A 26,394-nucleotide genomic window follows, 5' to 3' on the forward strand; every position below is an offset into this window, starting at 1 on the left:
TAATCATGACTCTAGGCCTTGTTGGGCGCAAGGTCGGCATGACGCGCATTTTTACCGATGATGGGGTTTCTGTCCCGGTAACTGTGCTCGATGTGTCGAATAACCGTATCGCCCAGATAAAAACGCCAGAAGTGGATGGGTACGCTGCTGTTCAGGTGGCGTTTGGTACCCGTCGTGCTTCGCGCGTCAATAAGTCGTTGGCTGGCCATCTGGCTAAAGCCGGTGTCGAAGCTGGTTCGGTGATGAAGGAATTTTCGGTAGCCGAGGCTGAGCTTTCTTCGTTTAAGGCTGGCGACAGTCTTACCGTTGAGATATTTGCCGTGGGGCAAAAGGTTGATGTGACCGGGACGACCATCGGTAAGGGTTTTGCTGGCGGTATTAAACGTCATCACTTCAGTTCGCAGCGCGCTAGTCATGGTAACTCTGTCTCGCATAACGCGCCCGGTTCGATCGGTATGAACCAGGATCCGGGGCGTGTTTTCCCGGGTAAGCGGATGGCGGGGCATCTTGGCGATGTGCAGCGTACGCAGCAGAATCTCGAGGTGGTTCGCGTTGATGCTGTTCGTCAATTGTTGTTGGTAAAAGGCGCCGTTCCAGGATCCAAGGGGTCCGATTTGGTTGTGCGTCCTGCGGTGAAGGGGGCGTAATGGAACTCAAGCTGATTAACGAGCAGGGCCAGGAGGCGTCTCGAGTCCAGGCTTCTGATGTGTTGTTCGGGCGTGAATATAACGAAGCGCTGATTCATCAGGTGGTCGTGGCTTATCAGGCCAATGCGCGCAGCGGAAATCGCGCGCAGAAGGGGCGTGCAGAAGTTAAGCACACGACGGCTAAACCGTTTCGGCAAAAAGGCACCGGTCGTGCGCGGGCTGGTATGTCTTCCTCGCCGCTGTGGCGCGGTGGCGGTCGGGTTTTCCCGAATTCGCCCGACGAGAACTTTAGTCAAAAGCTGAACAAGAAAATGTATCGGGCCGGTATGGCTTCGATTTTGTCGCAGTTGGTTCGCGAGGATCGTTTGGCGATTGTTGAGTCGCTAAGCGTTGATGCGCCGAAAACAAAGATGTTCTCCGGCAAGCTTAAAGGTATGGGCTATGAGTCTGTGCTCGTGGTGACCGATCTTCTTGATGAGAATGTTTATTTGGCGTCGCGTAACCTTCCGAATGTATTGGTGCTTGAGGCGAGTGAGGCTGATCCGGTGTCACTGGTTCGCTTCCCGAAAGTGCTGATGACTAAAGGCGCGCTGTCGAAGATTGAGGAGATGCTGGGATGAGCCAACAACGTCTGATGCAAGTTTTGCTTGCGCCGCAGATTTCCGAGAAAGCCACGTTTGTTGCTGACAAGAACCAGCAAGTGATTTTCCGTGTTTCTCCCGATGCAACGAAGCCCGAGATTAAGGCGGCGGTCGAACTGTTGTTCAAGGTTGAGGTTGAATCGGTTCAGGTCGCTAATGTGAAAGGCAAGCAGAAGCGCTTTGGTCGCTCGATGGGGCGACGTAAAGACTGGAAAAAGGCCTATGTCGGGCTGAAAGCGGGCCAGGAAATCAATTTTGTTGATGGAGGGTCTGTGTAATGGCGCTCATTAAGGTTAAGCCGACCTCTCCGGGGCGGCGTGCGGTCGTCAAACTGGTTAATCCGGAACTCCATAAAGGAGCGCCGTTTGCTGGGCTCGTTGAGTCGCAGTCGAAAAAGGCTGGTCGCAACAATAACGGACATGTGACGACCCGTCATCAGGGTGGTGGGCACAAGCAGCGTTATCGTGTCGTTGATTTCAAGCGTAATAAGGATGGAATTCCCGCGAAGGTTGAGCGGCTGGAATACGATCCGAACCGTACCGCGAATATTGCGTTGCTTTGCTACGCAGACGGTGAGCGGCGTTACGTTATTGCGTGCAAGGGAATGGTCGTCGGCCAGCAGATCATGAGTGGCTCCGAAGCGCCGATCAAGGCCGGTAATGCTTTGCCCATTCGTAACATTCCGGTGGGTACTACGATTCACTGTGTCGAAATGGTGCCGAATAAGGGGGCGCAGCTTGCTCGCTCAGCGGGTACGTCGGCCCAGCTTCTCGCTCGCGAGGGGGTTTACGCGCAGGTCAGATTGCGGTCTGGTGAAATTCGCCGGGTTCACGTCGAGTGTCGGGCGACGATCGGTGAAGTCGGCAATGAAGAGCACAGTCTTCGCTCGATCGGCAAGGCTGGTGCGATGCGCTGGCGTGGTGTTCGGCCGACTGTTCGGGGTGTTGTCATGAACCCGGTTGATCACCCTCACGGCGGTGGTGAAGGTCGTACTGCGGCTGGTATGGCACCGGTTACTCCGTGGGGTATTAAGACCAAGGGTTTCCGGACTCGCAGCAACAAGCGCACGAATTCCATGATCGTGCAGCGTCGTCATAAACGGTAAGGGGTAGAGAACTATGGGACGTTCTGTTAAAAAGGGCCCGTTCGTCGATGCCCATTTGCTGAAAAAAGTTGAGGCAGTGCGCGCCACGAGCGACAAACGACCAATCAAGACGTGGTCGCGGCGTTCAACCGTTCTGCCTGATTTTGTCGGGCTGACTATCGCCGTTCATAACGGTAAGCAGCATATTCCTGTGTATGTCACCGAAAACATGGTTGGCCACAAGCTTGGCGAGTTTTCTCTGACCCGCACGTTCAAAGGGCACACTGCCGGCAAAAAGGCGAAGAAGTAAAGGAATGGGTATGGAAACGCGTGCAATTTTGCGCGGTGTTCGGCTGTCCGACCAAAAAGGTCGTTTGGTTGCCGATCTAATCCGCGGTAAGAAAGTTGACCAGGCTCTCAATATCCTGGAGTTTTGCCCGAAAAAAGGGGCCGGCATCATCAAGAAAGTTTTGGAGTCTGCGATTGCAAACGCCGAACACAACGATGGCGCGGACATTGATGAGTTGAAGGTCAAGACAATTTACGTCGAGAAGGGCGTAATGCTGAAGCGGTTTACCGCTCGAGCCAAAGGGCGTGGCAACCGGATCGTGAAGCCCACATGCCACATTTTTCTGACCGTCGGAAACTGAGGTAACCTAATGGGACAAAAAATTAATCCGACCGGCTTTCGGCTGTCAGTTACCCGCGACTGGTCGTCAAGGTGGTATGCGGATAGTAAGAAATTCGCGGGTATGCTCGCGGAAGATGTGAAGGTTCGCGAATTCCTTAAGGCAAAGCTCAAGCATGCCTCCGTTGGTCGCGTTCTTATTGAACGTCCAGCGAAGAATGCGCGGGTTACGGTTTTCTCTGCCCGTCCCGGGGTTGTTATCGGGAAAAAGGGCGAGGAAATTGACCATCTACGCGCTTCGTTGCAGAAGATCATGGGCGTGCCCGTTCATGTCAGCATTGAAGAAATCCGCAAGCCGGAGCTTGATGCTCAACTGATCGCGGATTCGATCACGCAGCAGCTCGAGAAGCGAATCATGTTCCGGCGCGCAATGAAGCGTGCTATGCAAAACGCCATGCGTCTCGGTGCTCAAGGTATCAAGATCATGAGTTCCGGCCGTCTTAACGGGGCGGAAATCGCCCGCCGTGAATGGTATCGCGAGGGGCGTGTGCCGCTCCACACTCTGCGCGCCGATATTGATTACGCAACTTCCGAGGCGCTGACCACTTACGGCATCATCGGCGTGAAGGTTTGGGTATTCAAGGGCGAGGTTCTAAATCGTAACGAACAGGTAAATGTCGAGGCTGACGCTTCTGTTGGTGACGAGCAGGCGCGTAAGCCACGTCGCGCTCCCAAGCCTAAGGGTGAAGTTGGGACGGATTCGGAGAACAAGGCGCCAGTGAAACGAGTTAGAAAGGCAGGAGCGACTGATGCTGCAACCAACTAGAAGGAAATACCGGAAAGAGCAAAAGGGCCGGAATGCTGGGCTGGCGACTCGTGGCGTCAAGGTTAGCTTCGGCGAATTCGGACTGAAAGCCATTGGTCGGGGCCGTCTGACTGCAAGGCAAATCGAGGCGGCGCGTCGCGCGATGACGCGCCACATTAAGCGGGGTGGGCGGATCTGGATTCGCGTCTTCCCGGATAAGCCGATTTCCAAGAAGCCTGCTGAAGTTCGAATGGGTAACGGCAAAGGAAATCCGGAGTATTACGTTGCCGAAATTCAGCCGGGTAAGGTCTTGTATGAGATGGATGGAGTTGCTGAGTCGCTTGCGCGTGAAGCGTTCGCACTGGCCGCGGCGAAGCTGCCGATTCCGACGACTTTCGTGACGCGAATGGTGGGGTAAAGATGAAAGCCATTGAACTTAGAAATAAAAGCGTTGACGAGTTGAATAAGGAACTGTTGGAGTTGTTGAAGGCGCAGTTCGGCTTGCGCATGCAGCACGCAACGCAACAACTCGGCAATCACAGTCAGATTGGAAAGGTGCGACGGGATATTGCGCGTGTTCGTACCATACTTCGGGAAAAGGTGGTGCAGCAATGAGCGAGGCGACTAGCAAGCGTACTCTCATCGGCCGGGTTGTTAGCGACAAGATGGACAAGACGGTTACGGTCTTGGTTGAGCGTCGAGTCAAGCATCCGAAGTACAACAAGATCATCGTGCGCTCCAGCAAGTATCATGCGCATAACGAAGCAAACGAGGCGAAAGCTGGTGATCTTGTAGAAATTCAAGAAAGCCGCCCGATGTCGAAAACAAAGGCATGGGTAGTTAGCAAGCTGCTCGAAAAAGCAGTCGCTATTTAATCTTGCGTTTTATAAAAAGGAGGATATAATCCTCCTTTTTTCGCTGCCGCATCCGTCAGGGTTGCGGTTTCTTTTCCCGTACGGGATCCAAGACTGACCGCGTAGCGGGATAAGTTGGAGATATAGATGATTCAGATGCAAACTGTTCTGGATGTGGCCGATAACACGGGCGCACGTTCAGTTATGTGTATTAAGGTCCTGGGTGGCTCGAAGCGTCGTTATGCGACTGTTGGCGATGTTATCAAGGTGAGTATCAAGGATGCTGCTCCTCGCGGCCGAGTGAAAAAGGGTGATGTGTATAATGCTGTTGTCGTTCGTACGGCAAAAGGCGTTCGCCGTCCCGATGGCTCCTTGGTTAAGTTCGATGGGAATGCCGCGGTGCTTCTCAATAACAAGCTTGAACCGATTGGTACCCGTATCTTTGGGCCGGTTACCCGTGAGCTGCGTAGTGAGCGCTTCATGAAAATCGTGTCTCTGGCACCGGAAGTGTTGTAAGGGGCTGCTATGGAAAAGATTCGTAAGGGTGACGAGATCGTCGTGATTGCCGGTAAGGATAAGGGCAAGCGCGGGACGGTTGTTGCACGGGTTGGTCTCGATAAGGTTGTCGTGGACGGTGTTGCGCGCGCCAAAAAGCATGTGAAGCCCAATCCGGTTAAAGGGGTTGTGGGTGGTGTTGTTGAAAAAGACATGCCGATCCATGTTTCAAATGTGGCGCTCTTTAACCCGGCAACGCAAAAGGCTGATCGCGTTGGTTTCAAGGTGCTTGAGGATGGGCAGAAAGTCCGGTTTTTCAAGTCAAATGGCGAAATGATCGGGGCGTGAGGGGATCCATATGGCACGTTTGTTTGAGTTTTATAAGAATTCTGTAGTGCAAGAGCTGGCGCAAAAGTTCGGCTACAAGTCCGCGATGCAAGTTCCTCGTATCACAAAAATCACTCTGAATATGGGTGTTGGCGAGGCGGTTTCCGATAAGAAGGTTTTGGAAAATGCCGTCGGAGATATGACCAAGATTGCTGGTCAAAAGCCGGTTGTTACGAAGGCTAGAAAGTCTATCGCTGGTTTCAAGATTCGTGATGGGTATCCGATCGGTTGTATGGTTACGCTTCGGGGTCCTCGCATGTATGAATTTCTTGATCGTTTGGTTTCTGTTGCGCTGCCACGCGTTCGGGATTTTCGTGGTATTTCCGGAAAAGGTTTTGACGGTCGCGGAAACTACAACATGGGTGTCAGGGAGCAGATTATTTTCCCTGAAATCGAATACGACAAGATCGATGCTTTGCGTGGTATGAATATTAGTGTCACTACCACGGCGAAGACCGATGATGAGGCGCGCGCGTTGCTTGCGGCCTTTAAATTCCCTTTCAAGAACTGAGGCGAACATGGCGAAACTTGCATTAATCAACCGCGATGAGAAGCGGCGCAAGATGGTCGAAAAATACGCCGCTAAGCGTGCCGAGTTGCAGACTGTGATTGATGATGTGTCCCTTAGTGAAGAAGAGCGCTATGAGGCGCGTCTGAAGCTTCAGGGGTTGCCGCGGAATTCGAGTCCAGTGCGCCTTCGCAATCGTTGTAAGTTGACTGGGCGTCCGCGTGGTGTTTATCGTAAATTCGGGTTGGGTCGTAGCAAATTGCGTGATTTCGTTATGCGTGGCGAAGTCCCTGGTATGACCAAGGCTAGCTGGTAAGCGGGAGAGAACGATATGAGTATGAGCGATCCGATCGGCGATATGCTGACGCGTATTCGCAACGCGCAAGCGGCGAATAAAGAGGCGGTGGAAATGCCTTCGTCGAAGGTAAAAGTGGCGATTGCCAAGGTCCTGAAGGATGAGGGCTATATAGAAGAGTTTGTTGTGCGCGAAGTTGTCGGTAAGGCGACGTTGGAAATTGGTCTGAAGTATTACGCCGGTCGTCCCGTTATCGAGCGGATTGATCGGGTTTCAAAGCCTGGTCTGCGTATTTACAAAGGGGCGAATGATATTCCCCGTGTTATGAATGGCTTGGGAGTGGCGATTGTGTCTACCCCCAAGGGGGTTATGACGGACCGCAAAGCTCGCGCCAGCAATACCGGTGGCGAAGTTCTTTGTATCGTCGCGTAAGGGGGGAGTATGTCACGCGTCGCTAAGAATCCGATCGTGCTTCCGCAAGGAGTGGATGTTGCGGTCAGTGTCAGTGAAATTGTCGTAAAGGGGCCCTTGGGTGCCATCTCGATGGCAGCAAACCCAGCCGTTGAAGTGCAAAAGGCTGAAGGTGTTTTGTTGTGCAAGCCGGTGGAGGGTGCTCAGAATGCCAATGCGCTTTCCGGTACTGTTCGCGCGATTGTCGCCAACATGGTCGCCGGGGTCAGCAAGGGCTTTGAGAAGAAGCTGTCGCTGGTTGGTGTTGGGTATCGTGCGCAAGCACAGGGTGATGTTCTGAATCTCTCGCTCGGTTTTTCCCATCCTGTTGCCCATAAGATGCCTGCCGGTGTCAAGTGCGAGACTCCTTCGCAGACAGAGATCGTTATCAAAGGTGTCGACAAGCAGCGCGTCGGGCAAGTGGCTGCGGAGATTCGCGCCTATCGCAAGCCTGAGCCATACAAAGGCAAGGGTGTCCGTTATGTCGATGAAGTAGTCGTCATCAAAGAAACGAAAAAGAAGTAAAGGGACATAAATGATTGACAAGAACACGGCGCGTCTGCGCAGAGCGCGTAAAACCCGGCTCAAGATCGCGGAGCTGAAATCACTGCGCTTGTCTGTATTTCGTACTAACTGTCATATCTATGCCCAGATCTTTACGGCATGTGGTTCAAAAGTTCTCGCCGCAGCGTCGTCGCTTGAGCCTGATGTTCGCAAAGATGTTGCGAACGGTGGGAATGTGGCGGCTGCCGTCGTTATCGGCAAGTTGATTGCCGAGCGCGCTAAGCAGGCCGGCGTCGAGCAAGTGGCATTTGATCGCAGTGGGTTTCAGTATCACGGGCGCGTCAAGGCGCTTGCGGAAGCGGCTCGCGAAGCTGGTCTGAAGTTCTGACGGATCGTGATAAGGATCGGAGTTAGTAATGGCAAAACCACAAAGTAAAAAAGCGCAGCAAGCTGATAAGCCTGATGATGGCTTGCGCGAAAAGATGATCTCGATCAACCGGGTTACCAAAGTGGTAAAAGGTGGTCGGATTCTCGGCTTCGCAGCCCTCACGGTCGTCGGTGATGGTGACGGGCGTATCGGTATGGGCAAGGGGAAGTCGCGAGAGGTTCCCGTGGCCGTGCAGAAAGCTATGGAAGAAGCTCGGCGGAAGATGGTCAAGGTCAGTCTCAAAAGCGGTACCTTGCATCACACGGTTGTTGGACGTCATGGCGCTTCAGTAGTGATGATGCAGCCCGCGCCCGAAGGAACCGGGGTTATCGCTGGCGGTGCGATGCGTGCGGTGTTTGATGTGATGGGGATGACCAACGTGGTCGCGAAAGCTCACGGGTCTACCAACCCTTACAACATTGTGCGGGCGACGATCAATGGTCTGCAGACGATGAGCACGCCGGCGGAAATTGCTGCCAAGCGTGGTAAGACTGTCGAAGAGATTTTGGGGTAATCCATGTCCGAAAAGAAAATTAAGGTCACGCTGGTCAAGAGTCTGATCGGCACCAAGCAGTCGCATAGAGCGACTGTAAAGGGGCTTGGCTTAAGGCGGCTCAATAGTAGTTCCGAACTGGTTGATACTCCGGCGGTTCGTGGAATGATTAATAAGGTTTCGTACCTTCTGAAGAGTGAGGGATGAGATGGAACTCAATACAATTCAGCCGGGTGTAGGCGCAAAGCATGCTAAGCGGCGTGTTGGGCGTGGAATCGGCTCTGGTCTCGGCAAAACTTGCGGGCGTGGGCACAAAGGCCAAAAGTCGCGTGCCGGAGGCTTCCATAAGGTTGGTTTCGAAGGTGGGCAGATGCCATTGCAGCGTCGTCTGCCGAAGCGCGGCTTTGTTTCTATGACAAACGCCCGTAACGTGGAAGTTCGCCTTTCTGAAATTAACGATTTGCCCTTCGATGAGATCGATCTGCTTGCTCTCAAGCAAGCAAATCTTGTTTCGATTCATGCCTTGTCGGCGAAGGTTGTCCTCTCGGGTGCGATTGGCCGCAAAGTCGTGTTAAAAGGGGTCGGGGCCACGAAGGGCGCGAAAGCCGCGATTGAAGCGGCCGGTGGCTGCATCGCTGACTAAATTTCATTACGGTGAATTTTTTGGCAACCAATACTAAACAAGTTGGCAAGAGTGGCAAATACGGCGACCTAAAACGTCGCCTGTTTTTCTTGCTTGGGGCTTTGGTTGTATACCGTATTGGTGCGCACATCCCCGTTCCCGGTATCGATCCGCAAGCGCTTGCCGAACTCTTTAATAGGCAGCAAGGCGGTATCCTCGGCATGTTCAATATGTTCTCAGGCGGAGCATTAAGTCGGTTTACGATTTTCGCCCTTGGGATTATGCCGTACATATCAGCCTCGATTATCATGCAGTTGATGACTCATGCGAGTCCGCAGCTAGAAGCTCTGAAAAAAGAGGGTGAGGCCGGGCGCCGAAAAATAACGCAATACACTCGCTACGGAACGGTGGTGCTGGCGCTGTTTCAAGGGGTTGGCATCGCTATTGCGGTAGAGTCGCAGCCAGGCTTGGTTCCAGAACCTGGAATGCTGTTCCGCTTGGTTACGGTGGTAACGTTGTTGACCGGAACCATGTTTCTTATGTGGTTGGGGGAGCAGATTACCGAGAGGGGGCTCGGCAACGGAATTTCGATTTTGATCTTTTCCGGTATCGCCGCTGGGTTGCCGAATTCAATCGGTGGTCTGCTTGAGCTCGTACGAACCGGTGCCATGCATCCCTTGTCCGCTCTGTTCATTAGCGTGCTGGTCGTTGCTGTCACGGCTTTTGTGGTTTTCGTCGAGCGTGGCCAACGAAAGATTCTGGTCAATTATGCTAAGCGCCAAGTCGGCAACAAGATTTACGGTGGCCAGAGCTCGCATTTGCCACTCAAACTCAACATGGCCGGTGTGATTCCTCCTATTTTCGCATCTTCGATTATTCTTTTCCCCGCGACGGTTGCCGGATGGTTTGGGCAGACGGAGTCTATGCGCTGGCTTAAAGATATCGCTGGCGGACTCTCTCCTGGTCAGCCCGTGTATGTGATGTTGTACGCGGCGGCGATAGTGTTCTTTTGCTTTTTTTACACGGCGCTTGTTTTTAATTCGAAAGAAACCGCCGATAACTTGAAAAAAAGCGGCGCATTCGTCCCTGGAATCCGTCCTGGCGATCAGACGGCACGCTACATTGATAAAATATTGATGCGACTAACGTTAATCGGGGCTGGCTATATTACACTGGTCTGTTTGTTGCCAGAGTTCCTGATTCTGAAGTGGAACGTTCCGTTTTACTTTGGTGGTACGTCTTTGCTGATTATCGTCGTTGTTACCATGGACTTCATGAGTCAAGTTCAGGCATATGTGATGTCGCACCAATATGAGGGCCTCCTGAAAAAGGCGAACTTTAAGGGGGCCGGGGCGCCCGCAAAATAGCATGGCTAAGGAAGATTTGATCGAAATGCAAGGTGAGGTTTTGGAAAACCTCCCCAATGCGACTTTCAGAGTAAAGCTTGATAACGGACATGTTGTCCTAGGGTTTATTTCGGGGAAAATGCGAATGCATTACATCCGGATTTTGCCCGGGGATAAAGTGACTGTTCAACTAACACCTTATGACCTAAGCAGGGCTCGAATCGTTTTTAGAGCCAAGTAAAGATCTCTACGCAGTAATCTACTCGGCAAAGGGCTGGCTGCGCCTAATGCCATGAACGAGGAGTAAATCAATGAAAGTGCTGGCATCTGTTAAGCGCATCTGCCGTAAATGCAAAATCATTCGGCGAAATGGCGTTGTTCGCGTGATCTGTTCCGATCCACGTCACAAGCAACGTCAAGGTTGATTGTCAGACTAAATCTGATAGTCGGTATCTAATTCCAGTATATTTTTTGGGGTAAATCGATGGCCCGCATTGCAGGGGTAAATATTCCCAACCACCAGCATGCCGAAATCGCGTTGACGGCGATTTATGGTATTGGACGTAGCCGCGCCAAAGTTATTTGTGACGCAGCAGGGGTTGCTCGTACTGTAAAGATGAAGGATTTGACGGAAGCCGAAATGGATCGTCTGCGTGACGAAGTCGGCAAGTTTTCCGTCGAGGGCGATCTTCGCCGCGAAGTGACAATGAGCATCAAGCGCCTGATGGATCTTGGCTGCTATAGAGGGCTTCGCCATCGCAAAGGGCTCCCGTGCCGGGGTCAGCGTACGCGCACCAATGCCCGTACCCGCAAGGGGCCGCGCAAGGCAATCGCCGGTAAAAAGTAAGAGGAATCACTAAATGGCTAAGACAGCTACAAAAGTTCGGAAGAAAGTTAAAAAGAACGTCGCGGAGGGTATCGCGCACATTCACGCTTCCTTTAACAACACTATTATCACCATTACTGACCGGCAGGGAAATGCGTTGTCCTGGGCAACGTCCGGCGGTGCTGGCTTCAAGGGCTCGCGCAAAAGTACGCCCTTTGCTGCACAGGTCGCAGCGGAAGCCGCAGGTAAGATGGCACAAGAATGTGGTGTCAAGAACCTCGAAGTTCGCATCAAGGGTCCTGGTCCTGGCCGTGAGTCTTCGGTTCGTGCGCTCAATGCACTCGGCATGAAAATTACGACGATTACCGACGTAACGCCGATTCCGCATAATGGTTGCCGTCCCCCCAAAAAACGCCGGATTTAAGGAGAAATTAAGTGGCTCGTAATCTTGATCCGAAGTGCCGTCAGTGTCGCCGAGAAGGGGAAAAACTCTTCCTGAAAGGTGAGAAGTGCTTCACTGACAAGTGTGCAATTGAACGGCGTTCATATGCGCCGGGGCAACATGGACAAAAGTCGGGGCAGCGCTTGTCCGACTACGGTGTTCATTTGCGTGAAAAGCAAAAAATTCGTCGTATCTACGGGGTTCTTGAGGGCCAGTTCCGCAAGGTCTACAAAGAAGCTGATCGGCGCAAGGGCGTGACCGGCGAAAATCTCCTGCAGTTGCTTGAGTCGCGTTTGGATACGGTCGCGTATCGTATGGGGTTCGCAGCGTCGCGTGCAGAATCGCGGCAGGTCGTGCGCCATAACAGCGTCTTGGTGAATGGACGGCGCGTAAATATTCCGTCGTATCAGGTTCGTCCCGGTGACGTTATCGAAGTCGCCGAGAAGTCGAAGAACCAACTGCGTATCAAAGCCGCATTAGCAGCCGCCGAGGCTCGGGGATTCCCTGAGTGGGTCGAAGTGAATGTCAAGGAAGCCAAAGGGACATATAAAGCACGTCCGGAGCGCAGCGAATTGCCGTCCACGATCAATGAGAGCCTTGTGATTGAGCTCTACTCGAAGTGATCGCGGTAGCAGCACGTTTCGCAATTAGGCAGAGGACAGGACATGCAAAGTAGTGGACTTTTGAAACCGCGAATTATCGATGTACAGAGCCTATCTCCGGTGCACGCAAAGGTGGTCATGGAGCCGTTTGAACGCGGTTATGGACACACCTTGGGTAATGCGTTGCGGCGAATTCTTCTATCGTCAATGCCTGGATACGCTCCGACGGAAGTTAGTATTGAGGGGGTTCTTCATGAATATTCCACGATTGATGGTGTTCAGGAAGACGTTGTAGATATCCTCCTCAATCTGAAAGGAGTCGTGTTCAAGCTGCATAATCGCGACGAGGTCGTGCTGCAGCTCAACAAGGAAGGCGATGGCGTGGTTCGGGCGAGTGATATTTCCGTGTCTCATGACGTGGAGATTATCAATCCGGATCATGTGATCGCTCATCTTTCGGCCGGCGGTAAATTGGCTATGGAGATCAAGGTCGAGAAGTCCAGGGGCTACGTACCTGGGAATCTTCGCCAGCTTTCAGATAGCGCCAAGAGCATCGGCAAGCTGGTTCTGGATGCTTCGTTCAGCCCGGTTCGGCGGGTCAGCTATTTCGTCGAGAGCGCGCGCGTTGAACAGCGCACGGATCTTGACAAGCTGATCATGGAGATTGAAACCAATGGCGTGATAGAGCCAGAGGAGGCGATTCGCGCTGCCGCACGTATTTTGCGTGAACAGTTATCCGTCTTCGCGGATCTTGAGGGGACGGCGCTGCCGGTGGAGAGTCAGAAGACTGTTCAGGTTGACCCGTTGCTCCTTCGGCCTGTTGATGACCTGGAGCTTACGGTGCGGTCAGCGAACTGCCTGAAAGCCGAGAACATCTATTATATTGGTGACCTGATTCAACGTACGGAGAATGAGCTTCTTAAGACTCCTAACCTTGGACGCAAGTCATTGAACGAGATCAAGGAAGTCTTGGCAGCGCGGGGCCTGACATTGGGCATGAAACTAGAGAATTGGCCGCCGGCTGGTCTCGAAAAATAATTGCCCGAACAAGAATAGGAAGGAATAGAAATGCGTCATCGTTTGGGATTACGTAAATTAAATCGCACTAGCGCGCACCGTCTGGCGATGTTGCGCAACATGACTGTTTCGCTGCTTCGGCACGAGACGATCAAGACCACGTTGCCGAAGGCTAAGGAACTGCGTCGCGTGGTTGAGCCGATCATCACGCTCGGTAAAAAGCCGTCGCTGGCGAATCGTCGATTGGCGTTTGACCGTCTCCGCGATCGTGAGATGGTTGTGAAGCTTTTTGACGTTCTTGGACCGCGGTACGCAACGCGGAATGGTGGGTATCTGAGGATTCTGAAATGTGGTTTCCGTGATGGAGACAATGCGCCGATGGCGTTTGTCCAGTTGCTTGACCAGTCGGAAGAGATCGAGTCCGCCGAGCCCGTGGCCGAGGCGGCGTAAGGCGGTTTTGTTGAAAAAACCAGGTCATTGACCTGGTTTTTTTTTGCCATTTGTCTGCCGCGCGGTGAAAATTGAAGCGGGGCCGGCACTGGTGCTGTAAAGCCTCGGGGGGCTGGCATTCGGGAAATGAAGGAACGTTGTTATCGATACGATTATGGAACCGTTTTTTTGGGGAAATCCTTATTGGCGAGAACTGCTGCTCGCTATCGTTGGCCTACTTGCCGGATACATGATCTGGTCATGTTTGCGCATCAAGCGTTTGGGACGGGCCGGGAACGAGTTTTCACCTTCGGACAAAGAACATTTGGGCGATCACGGCGTGAGTGCATATTCGGCCATGCAGCAGGTCGAGGCAGCAGAAAATACTGAGGAAGTGGCGCAACGCACAGATGCTGGCGAAGACGGCTGCGAGGCCTCCTCAGGCGACGTTGGCGAGAAAGACTTCCCTGAGCAAGGAGGGAAAGGGAGCGATTTGCGTGTGGCAGTCCCGACACCGGGCTTGGAAGAAGTTGGTGACGCGATAGAGGAACTACTACGCGAAGCCGCACAGTTGCGTAAAGAAGTCGGCGGGTTGCGTGCGGAGGTTCTGGTGCTGCGTGAGGAGTTGCAACGGCACATTACGCCGAAGGATGCAACGCAGAGCATTTCGCCGCTTTACAGTGATGCTCTGCAAATGGCGAAAGGCGGGCATGACGCCAACGCAATTTGCGTGCAATGCGGAATTTCTCGGGCAGAGGCCGAGTTGGTGGTGGCGTTGGCCCGTGGGGGTGACGCGAATGTCTGAAGGCAGAATTGAGAATTTTGGTTCAAAGGGAGTGCGACGTTAATGGGCCGTGACGAAAATGGGGCTGCCAAGAACTCAGAGAAACTTGCCGAACTCAAGAGAAAATTGGTGCGGCGAATCGGCGTTGCCGGGTTGATGATTGTCGCTCTGCTTGGGGGGCTGATTCTTTTCGACCGTCTCAATACCGAAGAAGCAAACGACGATGAAGATTCTGTATTTGTCGAGCCGGTACCTGTTGGAAAGAAGATCGTACCGCTTCCGGTTGAGGCCGCGCTGCCAATTGACGCACCAGATAGTGGTGCGGTTGATGCAGCTGAACCTGAGGTGAGCGCGCCGCCGGCCGCTCTGGACGTTGTGGCTCCAGTGCAAGAAGCGGTGGTAGCGGAGCCGGCCGGAGGTGGCCGGGAAACACATAAGCCGTTTTCGCAAAGCTCTGCCAGCAACGTGACCGAACGCGGTGGAAGAAATTCGTCCGCGCCTAATAATGAACTTCGGGGATCCGCTCCTGTGCCGGCGGTTGAGGTTGCGCCAGCGCTGACGGTTGTCCCATCGCCTGCCGCTAGGGAAACGCCCAAAGCGACGGTTGTAGTTCCTCGGGGAGCGAAAGGAATTCTCCTGCAGAGTGGGGTGTTCACCGACACCCGGCGAGCCGAGGAGTTGCACGCCAAGTTATCCCTCGAAGGGATCCCGTCGACCATTGAGGCGCGCGTGATCGTCGGGCCGTTTAAAACCCGCGAGGACGCAGAAACCGTTCGCGCCCGTTTGAAGAGCCTCGGGATAGAGGCGACGCCGCAGGCAAGTCGTTCGGGAAAAAAGTCGCACTAAAAAGATACGCGCTGCGTAGCGCGGGAGCGTCAGTTTAATGGTTGCCCATTTGCTTCTGCAGCCGTTTCGCAAATACCGTCATCTCTTTTGCGGCTTGCAAGTCACCGCGGCTTTCGGCAACGGCAATCCCTGTCTTGTAGGCTTCCAGGGCGGCTGAAAGGTCGCCCTTGTCAGCCAACGCTTTACCGAGCATTTTCCAGGCGGCGGAGAACGTGGTGTCGAGTGTGGTTGCCTCTCGCAGGTAACGGATTGCATACTCTGGATTGCCGGCCTTGAGCCATTCATTGCCCAGGGAGAAGCGAAGCAGGGCGCCATCGCGCGGCCCGTTGAGCAGTTTTTCGAGGTTGGCGATGATGGTTGAAGTCATCTATCATTCCCATGAGAAGAATTTTTAAACGGAGGATAACAACATGAGCAAGACAATCGTTTCAACCGCGAACGCCCCCGCGGCAATCGGAACCTATTCGCAGGCCGTTAAAGTTGGTTATACCGTGTATTTTGCCGGCCAGATTGGCCTTGATCCGGAAACGATGCAACTCGTCGATGGAATCGATGCCCAGGTTGCTCGTGTTTTCGAGAATATGAAGGCGGTTGCTGAAGAGGCCGGCGGGTCGCTGGAAAATGTGGTCAAGGTCAATGTATTCCTGACGGATCTTGCCAATTACGCCAAGGTTAACGAGATGATGGCGGAGTATTTTACGGAGCCTTATCCAGCGCGTGCGGTGGTCGGTGTGGCGTCTTTGCCGCGTGGCGCGCTGGTTGAAGCCGATGCCGTCATGGAGTTGCCGAAATAACGTCGGTTAATGCCCGAGATCGAGGGAGTTGGCGTCACGCCCGCGCTCAGGGCTAAGTTGGGCAGGCTTGGTCTTGAGCGGATCGACGATCTGGTTGTGCACCTGCCCCTGCGTTACGAGGATGAGACGCGGCTGACGGCGATCAGCCATGCCGTCACCGGGATGCCGGTTCAAATCGAGGCGAGCGTCCTCGACGTTTCTGTGCAGTTTCGACCGCGCCGCCAGTTGGTTGCCAAGGTTGCGGATGACAGCGGCGAAGCGACGCTGCGTTTCCTGAATTTTTACGGCAGCCAGACCAAACAGCTCGAAGCGGCACGCGAAGACGGGCGAAAGCTGCGTCTTTTCGGCGAGGTGCGGCAGGGCTTCTGGGGGCCGGAAATGGTTCATCCCCGCTACCGTCTTGTCGCCGCCGACGCCTCGTTGCCCGAATCACTCACCCCGGTGTATCCGGCGACGGCCGGCGTGTCGCAGAATTCCCTACGGAAGCTGATCGCAAAGGCGCTTGGCCAGTCCGATTTGTCCGAGTTGCTGGACAAATCATGGTGCCAGCGGCATGGTCTGTTCACTTTTGCAGAGGCGGTTCGCCTGTTGCATGCGCCGCCGCCCTCAGCGAATAGCCAGGCGCTGCAGGCGCGTACTCATCCCGCCTGGCGGCGCGTCAAGTTCGACGAAGTGCTGGCTCAGCAACTCTCGCTCCGCAAGGCCTATCAGGCGCGGCGGGCCAAAGGGGCGCCTGTTCTCAATGGCGATGGCGGGGTGCGTCGCCAACTGCTCGGCGCGTTGCCTTTTCCGCTGACGGCGGCGCAGCAGCGTGCGCTTGGTGAAATCGCCGATGATCTCGTCCGGCCTGTTCCGATGCAGCGCCTGCTGCAGGGAGACGTCGGCAGCGGTAAAACCGTTGTGGCGGCACTCGCCGCGTGCCAGGCCATCGAGGCGGGCTTTCAGGCCGCGCTGATGGCGCCGACGGAAATTCTGGCCGAGCAGCATTACCTCAAGCTGCGCGCCTGGTTGGAGCCGCTTGGCGTGGAGGTCGCGTGGCTTACCGGTAGTCTGAAGAAAGCCGACAAGCAAGCCTCGCAGCAGCATGCGGCGACCACGGCCCACCTGATTGTCGGTACGCACGCCATGATTCAGGAAAGCGTCGATTATGCCCGCCTGGGCTTGGCGATTATCGACGAGCAGCACCGCTTCGGCGTGGCGCAACGGCTTGAGCTGCGGCGGAAAGGTGAAAAGAACGCGCTGCCGCCGCATCAGTTGATGATGTCGGCGACGCCGATTCCGCGGACGCTGGCGATGAGCTATTACGCCGACCTCGACGTGTCGGTGCTCGACGAATTGCCGCCCGGGCGGACGCCGGTACGGACGCGGCTCGTCTCGGACGCCCGTCGCGACGAAGTCATTGAGCGCATTCGCGGGGCGATCGCGGCTGGCCGACAGGCGTACTGGGTGTGCCCGCTGATTGAGGAATCGGAGAAGTTGCAGCTGCAGACGGCGCTCGACACGCACGCGGTGCTTTCCCGCGAACTGGCCGGATTGCGGGTCGGGCTGGTGCATGGACGTCTCAAGGCGGACGAGAAGGCGGCGACGATGGCCGAGTTCGCCGCCGGAAACATCGACGTTCTGGTGGCGACGACGGTGATCGAGGTCGGCGTCGATGTGCCCAATGCCAGCCTGATGGTGATCGAACACGCTGAGCGCTTCGGGCTCTCGCAGTTGCATCAGCTGCGCGGACGCGTCGGGCGCGGCCAGCACGAATCGGTGTGCGTGCTGCTCTATCAGCAGCCGTTGTCGGAGACGGCGCGGGCACGGCTGAAAATCATTTATGAAAACACGGACGGTTTCGAGATTGCCCGCCAGGACTTGCAGTTGCGCGGCCCCGGCGAGTTCGTCGGCAGCCGCCAATCCGGGGTGCCCGTACTGCGCTACGCGGATCTGGAGGCTGATGCCGATCTGATCGAACTGGCGCGCGAAATGGCGGATACGCTGCTGCGCGAAGCGCCCGAACGGGCCGAGCGCCATCTTGCCCGCTGGCTGGGATCGCGACAGGAGTTGCTCAAGGCATGACCCAAATTCATCTGCTCGGCACGCGGCGCTTCGCCCCGTTCTTCTGGACGCAATTCCTCGGTGCCTTCAACGACAACCTGTACAAGAACGCGCTGGTCGTCCTGCTCACCTTCCACACGGCGAGCTGGACGACGTTGACGCCGGAAACCTTGACCAACCTCGCGGCGGGCGTGTTCATCCTGCCGTTCTTCCTGTTTTCCGCCACGGCCGGCCAGTTGGCCGACAAGTACGACAAGGCGCGGCTGTCCCGGCTCGTCAAGTTGCTGGAGATCGCCATCATTGGCGTGGCGGCGCTCGGCTTCTATGCCCACAGTCTGGAAGTGCTGCTGACGGCGCTGTTTCTTCTTGGCCTGCAATCGACGCTGTTCGGGCCGGTCAAGTACGCGATCCTGCCGCAACATCTTTCCGAGGAAGAGCTGGTCGGCGGCAATGCGCTGGTCGAATCGGGCACTTTCGTTTCCATCCTGATCGGTACCTTGGCCGGCGGGCTGCTCGCCGGCTCCGGCCTCAATCCCGGCTGGATCGCCTTCGCCGCCCTGCTGGTGGCGATCGGCGGTTATGTGGCCAGTTGCGGCATCTCACCAGCGCTGGCGCCATCGCCGGACTTGCGCGTCAATTTCAACCCGGTGACCGAAACCTGGCACAGCATGGTCTTTGCGCGCGAAAACCGCACCGTGTTCCTCACGATCATCGGCATCTCGTGGTTCTGGCTTTACGGCGCGCTGCTGCTCGCGCAATTTCCCGTCTATGCGCTCCATGTCCTTGGGGGAAACGAGGTGCTGGTGACGCTCATGCTGTCGATCTTTACCGTCGGGATCGGAACCGGGTCGATGCTGTGCGAAAAGTTTTCCGGAAAGCATGTCGAGATTGGACTGATCCCGGTTGGCATCCTTGGGCTGACGGTCTTTGGTGCCGATCTGGCGTTCGCCGGGCCGGCGCTGCCGCCATCCGGCGCACCGCTGCCTCTCGGTGATCTGTTGGCGACGGGCGCTTGTTGGCGGGTGTTCTTCGATCTGTTCGCCATCGGCGCCTTCGGCGGCTTTTTCGTGGTGCCGCTTTATGTCGTGATGCAGTCGCGCAGTGAACCGGAGCATCGCGCCCGGATCGTTGCCGCCAACAACATTCTCAATGCGTTGTTCATGGTCGGTGGCGCCATCGCGGCGGCCGCGCTGCTTTGGCTGGACGTATCGATCCCGCAGCTATTCGGGATCGCGGCGCTGTGCAATGCGTTGGTCGCCTTCTATGTGTGCCGTCAGGTGCCGGACGATCTGACCCGGTTTGTGCTTCGGATCGTCGAATCGCTGCGCGGAAGCACGAAATAACTCAACTACATTAAAAGAACTTTGCCATGAACGCTGAGCCCTCCCGCCTGATCGATCGTCTGAACCAGTACGAAAAACTGATGCGGCTTGATAAGCCGATCGGCATCCTGCTGCTGCTTTGGCCGACGCTGTGGGCGTTGTGGCTATCCGCTTACGGTACGCCAAGCTGGATCATCGTCTGGATCTTCGTTCTCGGTACCGTCCTCATGCGTTCGGCTGGATGCGTGGTCAACGATCTGGCCGACCGCAAGTTCGATCCGCACGTCGAGCGCACCAAGGAGCGGCCGCTGGCGGCCGGCAAGGTGTCGGTCAAGGAGGCGCTCGTGCTCTTCTTTGCGCTGGTGTTAAGCGCGTTCTGTCTGATCCTGCCGTTGCGCAGCACCTACATCATCGGCCTGTCCGTGGCAGCGCTGTTTCTGGCGGCGAGTTACCCCTTCACCAAGCGTTTCTTTGCCGTGCCGCAGGCGTATCTCGGCGTGGCGTTCGGTTTCGGCATCCCGATGGCCTACGCGGCGCATCTCGACATGATTCCGGCGGTCGCGTGGTGGATGCTGCTGTCCAATGTCTTCTGGGCGGTGGCCTACGATACCGAGTACGCGATGGTCGACCGCGAGGACGATCTGAAGATCGGCATCAAGACCTCGGCGATCACCTTCGGGCGTTTCGACGTGGCGGCGGTGATGGCCTGTTACGCAGCGTTTCTGGCGATCCTGGCGTGGGTCGGCGTGCTGGTGCAGGCCCGTTGGGCGTATTTTTCCGGGCTGGCGGCGGCGGCGCTGATCGCTGGCTATCACTTCACGCTGATTCGCGGCCGTGATCGCCAGCGTTGCTTCAAGGCCTTCCTGCACAACAACTGGCTCGGGGGCGTCATTTTTCTCGGTATCGTGATCGATTTCTGGCTGCTGCGCGGCGTGCGGCCGTTCTGAGGTCAGGCGCCGGCCTGTCCCGACCACAGTTCATTGAGGTCGGGGAAAAGCCATTTCCCCGGATCTTCGCGGCTGACGATCTTCTCCGGGTTGCCCTTGTGCGACAGATCGATGATTTCCGGCCGGATGCGGGCGTTCGAGCGGGTCGAATAGAAGACCTTGATGCGCGGCGTCAGCAGCGATTTCGCCGACTGTTCGATGACGACGGCGAGTCGCCCCGAATTGAGCCGGACCAGCGAACCGGTCGGATAGATGCCGAGGCTTTTGACGAACGCCTGAAAGACGGTCGGATCGAAATGGCCGTTCGCCCATTCGGCCATCTTGCGCAACGATTCGGCCGGATCCCAGCCAGCCTTGTACGGGCGGTTCGAGGTGATCGCGTCGTAGACGTCGCACACCGCGCCCATCTTGGCGAAGAGGCTGATTTCCTCATCTTTCAGCCCTTTCGGATAGCCCGAGCCATCGGTTTTTTCGTGGTGGTGAAGGACGACATCGAGCACGATCGGGTCGATGTCCGGATTGTCCTTCAGCAGCGCATGTCCTTCTTCCGGATGCGCCTTGATGATCCGGAACTCCTCGTCGGTCAGCTTGCCCGGCTTGTTGAGCACGTCCAGCGGCACCATGGCCTTGCCCAGATCGTGCAGCAGACCGGCGACGCCGAGCCGGCGTACCTGTTCTTCCGGCAGTGCGAGTTGGCGTCCGAGCGCAATCATCAGGGCGCAGACGGCGACCGAGTGCATGTAGGTGTAGTCGTCGGCGGTTTTCAGGCGGGCGAGGCTGATCAATGCGCCGGGGTTGCGCAGGATCGAATCGGAAATCTCTTCGACCAGCTTATGGGCGTTGCCGGTGTCGATGGCCTTGCCCATGCGCGCCTCCTGAAACATCGAGGTGACGGCGCGTTTCGACTGGGCGCAGATGATGGCGGCGCGTTGCAGTTCGGCCTCGACCGGAAGCGGTGCGGTTGCACGCTCCGCTTGGGCGGCCGCGGCCAGTTCGGCGTCGACCTGTGCTTCGTTCTCCGTTTCGGACACGACCGCGACGTCCGCCGCCACGTCGATCCCCTTGTCGCTGTCGATCCACACTTCCTTGATGCTGCTCGCGAGGATGCGCCGGATATCCTCCGGATCGGAAATTACGAAGGAGTTGCGCCAGAACGGATGTTCCATCCAGGAGCCGCAGAATTCCTTGAGGTACATGCCGACCGTGAGTTGGCTAACGCTGATCTTTTTGAGCATTGTGGCGGGGCTGGGCAGATGAGTCGGAAAGGTTCGCTGTGAGGGAAAGAGCTTGCGACGAGCAGGCCATTTCCGCGAGCGAGAAATAGGCGGAAACGGTCATCGGGAAAGCAGGTATCCAAAACGCGTCCATGCGTTGTTTTATCAAAAAATCTCGGGTGACGCCAATCCGGTCCGTCAAATGAGGCTGTGCTAACCTGTTTTGACAGGGACTGGCTGTGCCGGCCGTGCGAAACATCGCAGGCAGGCCGCCTTGGTCATTCGGGATTCCAAAGTTGTTGAAAAGGCGCCAAAGGTAACTCCGAGCCGATCAAGGCGCTGAAGTTCCCGCCGCGTTGCGAACAGCCGCATGATCAGCGGAGAAAGAAGGGGGTTGTATCCATGAGCGCGAACCAATCGTCGCGCCCCAACGCGAAGCGGCGGACGCTGCTCGTCGGCGGGGCCGCGCTGGCCGGGTTGGCTTCGTTGGCCATGCCGTGGGCGATCAAGCGAGTCAGGCAAAAACACCTCTCCATCGGGCTGCATGCGTGGATCGGTTACGAGACGCTCTATCTGGCGAGCGAGTTCGGCTGGCTACCGTCGCCGGTGACGCTGCTCGGCGGCGAAGACGCTTCCGATTCCATGGCGGCGTTGCGCTCGGGGGCGGTCGATGCGGCCTGCCTGACGCTCGATGAAACGCTGCGCATCCAAGCCGCCGGCGTGCCGTTGGCCGTGGCGCTTGTCTTCGACGTTTCCTCCGGCGCGGATGCGCTCTACGCGCAGCCCGACATCCGGCAGGCGTCCGATCTCGTCGGTCGGCGCATCGGTGTCGAGCGCAGCGCGACTGGCGCGCTGCTGCTGGAAGGTTTCCTGCGCCACCATGATATGGACAAGACGGCGTTGTCCGTCGTGGACATGCCGCCGGGCCGGCATCTTGAGGCGATGCAACGGAGCGAGGTGGACGCGGTGGTGAGCTACGAGCCGGTCGCCGGACAATTGCAGAAATACGGCGCGCGGCGTCTGTTTGACAGCCGGCAGATGCCGAACCGGATTTTCGACGTGCTCGCCGTGCGCCGCGACCGGCTGGACTGTTGCGTCGAGGCGTTGCAAGCGCTGACCGGTGCTCATTTTCGGGCGCTGAGTCATTTGAGGGAAAACCGCCTCGACGGCGTCTACCGCATCGCCGGTCGCCAGAAGATCGACCCCGAGGGCGTTCAGCGCGCCCTCGCCGGAATCACGATTCCTTCCTATGATGCAAATGTGGCGTGGTTGTCGGGGCGCGATGCCTCCTTCGTCCAGGCAGCGCGCCATTTGTGTTCACTGATGCGCGAAATGGGGTTGATGGCGGCCGAAGTCGGCGTTGAGGATCTGTGCACCACCGAATGCCTGAGTCGGCCAAAAAGGTTGAGTACATGAGAGCTCTCGGTGTCGTCGCCTTGTGCGTGTTGAGCTTCGCCGTTCAGGCGGCGGAGACGATCACGCTCGGCGTGTTCGCCTACATGCCGAAGCCGGTCATGGAGGCGCGCTATCAGCCGTTGGCCGACTATCTGGGCAGCCGGCTGGACGGCATCAAGGTCGAACTCAAGGTTCTCGGAGTTGGCGAAATCGAGACGGCACTGGACAGGAACCAGCTTGATCTGGTGCTGACCAATCCGAGCCACTACCTTGTTTTGCGCAGCCGGAACACGCTGACCGGGGCGCTGGTCACGCAAGTCAATCGCGAAGATGGCGTGGCGACGAGCGCTTTCGGCGGCGTGATCGTCGCCCGTTCGGGAGATGAGCGCATTGCGGCGCTGGCCGATCTGCGGGGCAAACAGATCGCCATGCTCGGCCCGTATCTCGGCGGCTATCAGGCGCAGGCGTATGAGCTTCTGCAGGTCGGCGTCGAGTTGCCCACGGACGCGACGCTGATCCGGATGGATAACCATGAGAAGGTGATCGAGGCCGTGCTGGCGGGCAAAGTGGACGCCGGCTTCGTCCGGACCGGCGTGCTCGAAGCGATGGCCCGGCAAGAAAAATTACAGATTCCTGATTTGCGCATCATCAACCGCCAGCACCTTCCGGGTTTCCCCTACATCGTGTCGACGCGCCTCTATCCGGAATGGCCGCTGGTGGCGCTGCCGCATCTCGACCCACGCCTGACCCGCCGCATCGCCAGCGCGCTGCTGGTTCTGGACACCGATCACCCGGCGGCGCAGGCGGCCGGGATCGAGGGCTTCGACCCGGCGGCCGACTATCTGCCGGTGGAAAACCTGGCGCGCGCCCTGCGCCTTCCGCCCTACGACGTTGCGCCGGATATCGGCGTGGCCGATGTATGGGCGCAGTACCGCTTCTGGATCATCGCCCTGTCGGCGCTGCTCGTGCTGCTGTTCGTTTCGCTGTTGCGCCAGATTGTGCAAAAACGCGAATTGCAGGCGCTCGGGCTCAACCTGCAGAAGGAGAAACGTCTGCTCGCCGATGCGATGGAAATGCTGGCCAGCAACGAAGAGCGTTTGCGCACGATTTTCGGCATTCTGCCGGTCGGCATTGTCTTGCTTGACCGCGCGGGCGGCATCGTCGAGTGCAACGCGGCGTCGGAGCGCATGCTCGGCCTGCGCCAAGCCGAACAACTGGTGCGCAAGCTCGGCAGCGGCGACGTCGAAATCTACCGGCCCGATGGCACGCCGATGCCGCTCGACGAGTATCCCAGCGTGCGAGCGCTGACCGAGCACCGTGCCGTGCACGACGTGGTCATGGAGGTGCGCTCGCCGGGGCACAGCCTCTGGCTGAACGTTAGCGCGACGCCGCTCGATCATCCGCGCTATGGCGTGGTGGTGGCCTATGTCGATATCACCCATTCGCGCCAGTCGGAAACCCGCCTGCAACTGGCGGCCAGCGTTTTCACGTATGCGCGCGAGGGCATTACGATCACCGATACGGAGGGAACGATCCTCGACGTCAACGAAGCCTTTACCGAGATTACCGGCTACACGCGCGACGAGGTGGTCGGCAAGAATCCGCGCCTTCTCAATTCGGGCCGCCAGTCCGCCGACTACTACGCCGAAATGTGGCGGACGCTGACCGAGACGGGGCACTGGTACGGCGAGGTCTGGAACCGGCGCAAGAATGGCGAGATTTATCCGGAAATGCTCAGCATCAGCGCCGTGCATGACGCGAGCGGCCGGCTGCAGCACTACGTCGGCCTCTTTTCCGACATTACGCAGGCCAAGAACCATCAGCAGCAGCTCGAACATGTCGCCCACTACGACCTGCTGACCGATCTGCCCAACCGCAAGCTGTTTGCCGCCCATTTGCAACAGGCGATGGCGCAGGCCCATCGTCGCGGCACCGAGCTGGCCGTCGTCTATCTCGACCTCGACGGCTTCAAGGCCATCAATGACCGGCATGGCCACAGCGCCGGCGACAAACTGCTGGTTGAGGTCGCGCAGCGCATGCGTTCGGTGCTGCGCGAGGGCGACATCCTGGCGCGGCTGGGCGGCGACGAGTTCGCCGCCGTGCTCGTCGACATCGAGCAGGTGGGCGATTGCGATGCCGTGCTGGCGAGGTTGCTGCGGGCGGCAGCCGATCAGGTCGTGCTCGATGACGAGGTGATGCAGGTCTCGGCGAGTATCGGGTACACGGTTTACCCGCTCGACAACGCCGATGCCGATCAATTGCTGCGTCATGCCGATCAGGCGATGTATTCGGCCAAGCAACTGGGCAAGAACCGCTGCCAGCGCTTCGATGTCGAGCAGGAGGCGGTCATCCAGGGCGAACGGGAGTCGGTCGAACGCGTGCGCGCCGGCCTTGAGCGAGGCGAATTTGTGCTGCATTACCAGCCCCGCGTCAGCATGCGGAGCGGCGAGGTGCTCGGCGTCGAGGCGCTGATCCGCTGGCAGCATCCCGAGCGCGGCTTGTTGTTGCCGCGAGAGTTCTTGCCGATGGTCGAGAACCGGCCGCTCGGTGTCATGCTCGGCGAGTGGGTGCTGGCGGCCGCGCTCTCGCAGATGGCCGCGTGGCGTCGGATGGGATTGAACCTGTGTGTCAGCGTCAATATCGCCGCCCGGCACCTGCTGCACGCCGGCTTTGTTTCCCGCCTGCGGGAACTGTTGGCATTGCATCCGGAGGCGGATCCGGCGCAACTCGAATTTGAGGTGCTTGAAACCAGTCTGCTCGAGGACATGGCGCAAGCCAGCGAGGTGATGGAAGGTTGCCGCGCCTTGGGCGTGCGTTTTGCGCTCGACGATTTCGGGACCGGCTATTCGTCGCTGACCTACCTCAAGCGCCTGCCGGCCGAGGTGCTCAAGATCGACCAGAGTTTCGTGCGCGACATGCTCGATGACCCCGACGATCTGGCGATTCTCGACGGCGTGCTCGGCATGGCGACCGCGTTCCGGCGCGAAGTGATCGCCGAGGGGGTGGAGACGGTTGAGCACGGCACGGTCCTGCTGCAGCTCGGCTGCGAACAGGCGCAGGGCTACGGCATCGCCCGCCCGATGCCCGCCGACAGCCTGGCCGACTGGGCGGCCCACTGGGTGCTGCCTGCCGAATGGCGCAATGTCGAGCCCGTGGAGAAGGAAGATCTGGCGGTGCTGTTCGCGGCTACCGAACACCGCGCGTGGGTGGCGGCGCTGGACGACTTGGTCGCTAACCGGCGGTCAGTTCCGCCGCCGCTGGCCATTTGTGCGTGTCGTTTCGGTTTGTGGCTGCATGATGAGGGTGCGCGGCGTTACGGCGACTTGCCGCAATTCGCCGAACTCGACGTGTTGCACGAGTCGATCCATGCATTGGCGACGGAACTCTACGAAGGCTACGTGCGCGGCGACACGGAGCTGGTCAGCAACAAACAGACAGAGCTGCATCGGCGGCGGGATCGCCTGACCGACCTGCTGCAGGCGCTGCTGCGCCGCGGATCGCCGTGAAATGAAAAAGCCGACCGCGTGGCGGCGGTCGGCTTGTGCGC

At 57.3% G+C, this 26,394-nt stretch carries 38 protein-coding genes; 36 read left to right on the forward strand and 2 right to left on the reverse strand.

The window, feature by feature from the left end; translation table 11 throughout:
- Positions 1-5 precede the first annotated feature (5 nt).
- The 30 genes from rplC (at position 6) to GH659_RS04150 (ending at position 15,132) form a co-directional block, all read left to right on the forward strand.
- Positions 6-647 carry a 50S ribosomal protein L3 gene (gene rplC, locus GH659_RS04005; protein ID WP_153109473.1) on the forward strand — a complete coding sequence of 214 codons (642 nt, stop codon included), beginning with the start codon at positions 6-8 and terminating at the stop codon, positions 645-647.
- Positions 647-1,267 (forward strand): 50S ribosomal protein L4, encoded by a 621-nt coding sequence (gene rplD, locus GH659_RS04010; protein WP_153109474.1) that lies wholly within the window; start codon positions 647-649, stop codon positions 1,265-1,267. Before rplC ends, rplD begins: the two co-directional genes overlap by 1 nt.
- Entirely contained in the window at positions 1,264-1,566 is a 303-nt protein-coding gene (gene rplW / locus GH659_RS04015) for a 50S ribosomal protein L23 (protein ID WP_153109475.1), read from the forward strand. The genes rplD and rplW overlap by 4 nt, the downstream gene beginning before the upstream one ends.
- Positions 1,566-2,393 carry a 50S ribosomal protein L2 gene (rplB, locus tag GH659_RS04020; RefSeq protein WP_153109476.1) on the forward strand — a complete coding sequence of 276 codons (828 nt, stop codon included), beginning with the start codon at positions 1,566-1,568 and terminating at the stop codon, positions 2,391-2,393. Before rplW ends, rplB begins: the two co-directional genes overlap by 1 nt.
- Before the next feature lie 13 nt (positions 2,394-2,406).
- Complete coding sequence (gene rpsS, locus GH659_RS04025) at positions 2,407-2,682, forward strand: 30S ribosomal protein S19 (protein ID WP_153109477.1); 276 nt, start codon at positions 2,407-2,409, stop codon at positions 2,680-2,682.
- Between the two features lie 10 nt (positions 2,683-2,692).
- Positions 2,693-3,022 carry a 50S ribosomal protein L22 gene (gene rplV / locus GH659_RS04030; protein ID WP_153109478.1) on the forward strand — a complete coding sequence of 110 codons (330 nt, stop codon included), beginning with the start codon at positions 2,693-2,695 and terminating at the stop codon, positions 3,020-3,022.
- Positions 3,023-3,031: 9 nt separating this feature from the next.
- Positions 3,032-3,826, forward strand: coding sequence for a 30S ribosomal protein S3 (rpsC, locus tag GH659_RS04035; RefSeq protein WP_153109479.1), 795 nt, complete (start codon positions 3,032-3,034; stop codon positions 3,824-3,826).
- A complete protein-coding gene (rplP, locus tag GH659_RS04040) occupies positions 3,810-4,223 on the forward strand; it encodes a 50S ribosomal protein L16 (protein ID WP_153109480.1) in 414 nt (137 codons plus the stop codon). The genes rpsC and rplP overlap by 17 nt, the downstream gene beginning before the upstream one ends.
- 2 nt (positions 4,224-4,225) lie before the next feature.
- Positions 4,226-4,420 (forward strand): 50S ribosomal protein L29, encoded by a 195-nt coding sequence (gene rpmC, locus GH659_RS04045; protein WP_153109481.1) that lies wholly within the window; start codon positions 4,226-4,228, stop codon positions 4,418-4,420.
- Positions 4,417-4,680, forward strand: coding sequence for a 30S ribosomal protein S17 (gene rpsQ, locus GH659_RS04050; RefSeq protein ID WP_153109482.1), 264 nt, complete (start codon positions 4,417-4,419; stop codon positions 4,678-4,680). Before rpmC ends, rpsQ begins: the two co-directional genes overlap by 4 nt.
- Positions 4,681-4,806: 126 nt before the next feature.
- Positions 4,807-5,175: a 50S ribosomal protein L14 gene (gene rplN, locus GH659_RS04055; protein WP_153109483.1), complete on the forward strand. Its 369-nt coding sequence runs from the start codon at positions 4,807-4,809 to the stop codon at positions 5,173-5,175.
- Between the two features lie 9 nt (positions 5,176-5,184).
- Positions 5,185-5,502 carry a 50S ribosomal protein L24 gene (gene rplX, locus GH659_RS04060; protein WP_153109484.1) on the forward strand — a complete coding sequence of 106 codons (318 nt, stop codon included), beginning with the start codon at positions 5,185-5,187 and terminating at the stop codon, positions 5,500-5,502.
- 10 nt (positions 5,503-5,512) lie between these two features.
- Positions 5,513-6,052 (forward strand): 50S ribosomal protein L5, encoded by a 540-nt coding sequence (gene rplE / locus GH659_RS04065; protein ID WP_153109485.1) that lies wholly within the window; start codon positions 5,513-5,515, stop codon positions 6,050-6,052.
- Positions 6,053-6,059: 7 nt separating this feature from the next.
- Positions 6,060-6,365, forward strand: coding sequence for a 30S ribosomal protein S14 (gene rpsN, locus GH659_RS04070; protein ID WP_153109486.1), 306 nt, complete (start codon positions 6,060-6,062; stop codon positions 6,363-6,365).
- A gap of 15 nt (positions 6,366-6,380) precedes the next feature.
- Entirely contained in the window at positions 6,381-6,776 is a 396-nt protein-coding gene (gene rpsH, locus GH659_RS04075; RefSeq protein ID WP_153109487.1) for a 30S ribosomal protein S8, read from the forward strand.
- 9 nt (positions 6,777-6,785) lie between these two features.
- Positions 6,786-7,319, forward strand: coding sequence for a 50S ribosomal protein L6 (gene rplF, locus GH659_RS04080; RefSeq protein WP_153109488.1), 534 nt, complete (start codon positions 6,786-6,788; stop codon positions 7,317-7,319).
- 10 nt (positions 7,320-7,329) lie between these two features.
- Entirely contained in the window at positions 7,330-7,686 is a 357-nt protein-coding gene (gene rplR / locus GH659_RS04085; RefSeq protein ID WP_425499977.1) for a 50S ribosomal protein L18, read from the forward strand.
- Between the two features lie 28 nt (positions 7,687-7,714).
- On the forward strand, positions 7,715-8,239 hold the full coding sequence (gene rpsE, locus GH659_RS04090; RefSeq protein ID WP_153109489.1) for a 30S ribosomal protein S5: 525 nt from the start codon (positions 7,715-7,717) through the stop codon (positions 8,237-8,239).
- Positions 8,240-8,242: 3 nt separating this feature from the next.
- Positions 8,243-8,425 (forward strand): 50S ribosomal protein L30, encoded by a 183-nt coding sequence (rpmD, locus tag GH659_RS04095; protein ID WP_153109490.1) that lies wholly within the window; start codon positions 8,243-8,245, stop codon positions 8,423-8,425.
- Position 8,426: 1 nt separating this feature from the next.
- Positions 8,427-8,861, forward strand: coding sequence for a 50S ribosomal protein L15 (gene rplO / locus GH659_RS04100; RefSeq protein ID WP_153109491.1), 435 nt, complete (start codon positions 8,427-8,429; stop codon positions 8,859-8,861).
- A 20-nt stretch (positions 8,862-8,881) separates the two neighbouring features.
- Positions 8,882-10,207, forward strand: coding sequence for a preprotein translocase subunit SecY (gene secY, locus GH659_RS04105; protein WP_153109492.1), 1,326 nt, complete (start codon positions 8,882-8,884; stop codon positions 10,205-10,207).
- A gap of 1 nt (position 10,208) precedes the next feature.
- Positions 10,209-10,427 (forward strand): translation initiation factor IF-1, encoded by a 219-nt coding sequence (gene infA, locus GH659_RS04110; protein ID WP_153109493.1) that lies wholly within the window; start codon positions 10,209-10,211, stop codon positions 10,425-10,427.
- A 70-nt stretch (positions 10,428-10,497) separates the two neighbouring features.
- The gene (gene rpmJ, locus GH659_RS04115; RefSeq protein WP_153109494.1) at positions 10,498-10,611 is read left to right on the forward strand and encodes a 50S ribosomal protein L36; all 114 of its coding nucleotides are present in this window, start codon (positions 10,498-10,500) and stop codon (positions 10,609-10,611) included.
- Between the two features lie 59 nt (positions 10,612-10,670).
- Positions 10,671-11,033 carry a 30S ribosomal protein S13 gene (rpsM, locus tag GH659_RS04120; RefSeq protein WP_153109495.1) on the forward strand — a complete coding sequence of 121 codons (363 nt, stop codon included), beginning with the start codon at positions 10,671-10,673 and terminating at the stop codon, positions 11,031-11,033.
- 13 nt (positions 11,034-11,046) lie between these two features.
- Positions 11,047-11,436, forward strand: a complete 390-nt coding sequence (gene rpsK, locus GH659_RS04125) for a 30S ribosomal protein S11 (RefSeq protein ID WP_153109496.1) — start codon at positions 11,047-11,049, stop codon at positions 11,434-11,436.
- Between the two features lie 11 nt (positions 11,437-11,447).
- On the forward strand, positions 11,448-12,077 hold the full coding sequence (gene rpsD, locus GH659_RS04130) for a 30S ribosomal protein S4 (RefSeq protein ID WP_153109497.1): 630 nt from the start codon (positions 11,448-11,450) through the stop codon (positions 12,075-12,077).
- Positions 12,078-12,119: 42 nt separating this feature from the next.
- A complete protein-coding gene (locus tag GH659_RS04135; RefSeq protein ID WP_153109498.1) occupies positions 12,120-13,094 on the forward strand; it encodes a DNA-directed RNA polymerase subunit alpha in 975 nt (324 codons plus the stop codon).
- A 30-nt stretch (positions 13,095-13,124) separates the two neighbouring features.
- Positions 13,125-13,523 carry a 50S ribosomal protein L17 gene (gene rplQ / locus GH659_RS04140; RefSeq protein WP_153109499.1) on the forward strand — a complete coding sequence of 133 codons (399 nt, stop codon included), beginning with the start codon at positions 13,125-13,127 and terminating at the stop codon, positions 13,521-13,523.
- Positions 13,524-13,677: 154 nt separating this feature from the next.
- Positions 13,678-14,307 carry a DUF2802 domain-containing protein gene (locus GH659_RS04145; RefSeq protein WP_153109500.1) on the forward strand — a complete coding sequence of 210 codons (630 nt, stop codon included), beginning with the start codon at positions 13,678-13,680 and terminating at the stop codon, positions 14,305-14,307.
- Between the two features lie 42 nt (positions 14,308-14,349).
- On the forward strand, positions 14,350-15,132 hold the full coding sequence (locus GH659_RS04150; RefSeq protein ID WP_153109501.1) for an SPOR domain-containing protein: 783 nt from the start codon (positions 14,350-14,352) through the stop codon (positions 15,130-15,132).
- 34 nt (positions 15,133-15,166) lie between these two features.
- On the opposite strand, the gene GH659_RS04155 is transcribed toward GH659_RS04150, so the two are convergent.
- A complete protein-coding gene (locus GH659_RS04155) occupies positions 15,167-15,499 on the reverse strand; it encodes a hypothetical protein (RefSeq protein ID WP_153109502.1) in 333 nt (110 codons plus the stop codon).
- A 43-nt stretch (positions 15,500-15,542) separates the two neighbouring features.
- Here GH659_RS04155 and GH659_RS04160 point away from each other — a divergent pair, with 43 nt between their 5' ends.
- Genes GH659_RS04160 through ubiA form a run of 4 tightly spaced genes read left to right on the forward strand, consistent with a single transcriptional unit; the run spans position 15,543 to position 20,238 of the window.
- Complete coding sequence (locus GH659_RS04160; RefSeq protein WP_153109503.1) at positions 15,543-15,926, forward strand: RidA family protein; 384 nt, start codon at positions 15,543-15,545, stop codon at positions 15,924-15,926.
- Between the two features lie 9 nt (positions 15,927-15,935).
- A complete protein-coding gene (recG, locus tag GH659_RS04165; protein WP_153109504.1) occupies positions 15,936-17,990 on the forward strand; it encodes an ATP-dependent DNA helicase RecG in 2,055 nt (684 codons plus the stop codon).
- Positions 17,987-19,312: an MFS transporter gene (locus tag GH659_RS04170; RefSeq protein WP_153109505.1), complete on the forward strand. Its 1,326-nt coding sequence runs from the start codon at positions 17,987-17,989 to the stop codon at positions 19,310-19,312. The genes recG and GH659_RS04170 overlap by 4 nt, the downstream gene beginning before the upstream one ends.
- Before the next feature lie 26 nt (positions 19,313-19,338).
- Positions 19,339-20,238 carry a 4-hydroxybenzoate octaprenyltransferase gene (gene ubiA / locus GH659_RS04175; RefSeq protein ID WP_153109506.1) on the forward strand — a complete coding sequence of 300 codons (900 nt, stop codon included), beginning with the start codon at positions 19,339-19,341 and terminating at the stop codon, positions 20,236-20,238.
- Between the two features lie 2 nt (positions 20,239-20,240).
- On the opposite strand, the gene GH659_RS04180 is transcribed toward ubiA, so the two are convergent.
- Positions 20,241-21,473, reverse strand: coding sequence for an HD-GYP domain-containing protein (locus tag GH659_RS04180; protein WP_153109507.1), 1,233 nt, complete (start codon positions 21,471-21,473; stop codon positions 20,241-20,243).
- A 381-nt stretch (positions 21,474-21,854) separates the two neighbouring features.
- On the opposite strand from GH659_RS04180, the gene GH659_RS04185 reads away from it, so the two are divergent.
- Positions 21,855-22,868, forward strand: a complete 1,014-nt coding sequence (locus tag GH659_RS04185) for an ABC transporter substrate-binding protein (RefSeq protein WP_153109508.1) — start codon at positions 21,855-21,857, stop codon at positions 22,866-22,868.
- On the forward strand, positions 22,865-26,353 hold the full coding sequence (locus tag GH659_RS04190; RefSeq protein ID WP_170285821.1) for an EAL domain-containing protein: 3,489 nt from the start codon (positions 22,865-22,867) through the stop codon (positions 26,351-26,353). Before GH659_RS04185 ends, GH659_RS04190 begins: the two co-directional genes overlap by 4 nt.
- The last annotated feature ends 41 nt before the right edge of the window (positions 26,354-26,394 follow it).

The organism is Propionivibrio limicola, assembly GCF_009469695.1.
Taxonomy (GTDB): domain Bacteria; phylum Pseudomonadota; class Gammaproteobacteria; order Burkholderiales; family Rhodocyclaceae; genus Propionivibrio; species Propionivibrio limicola.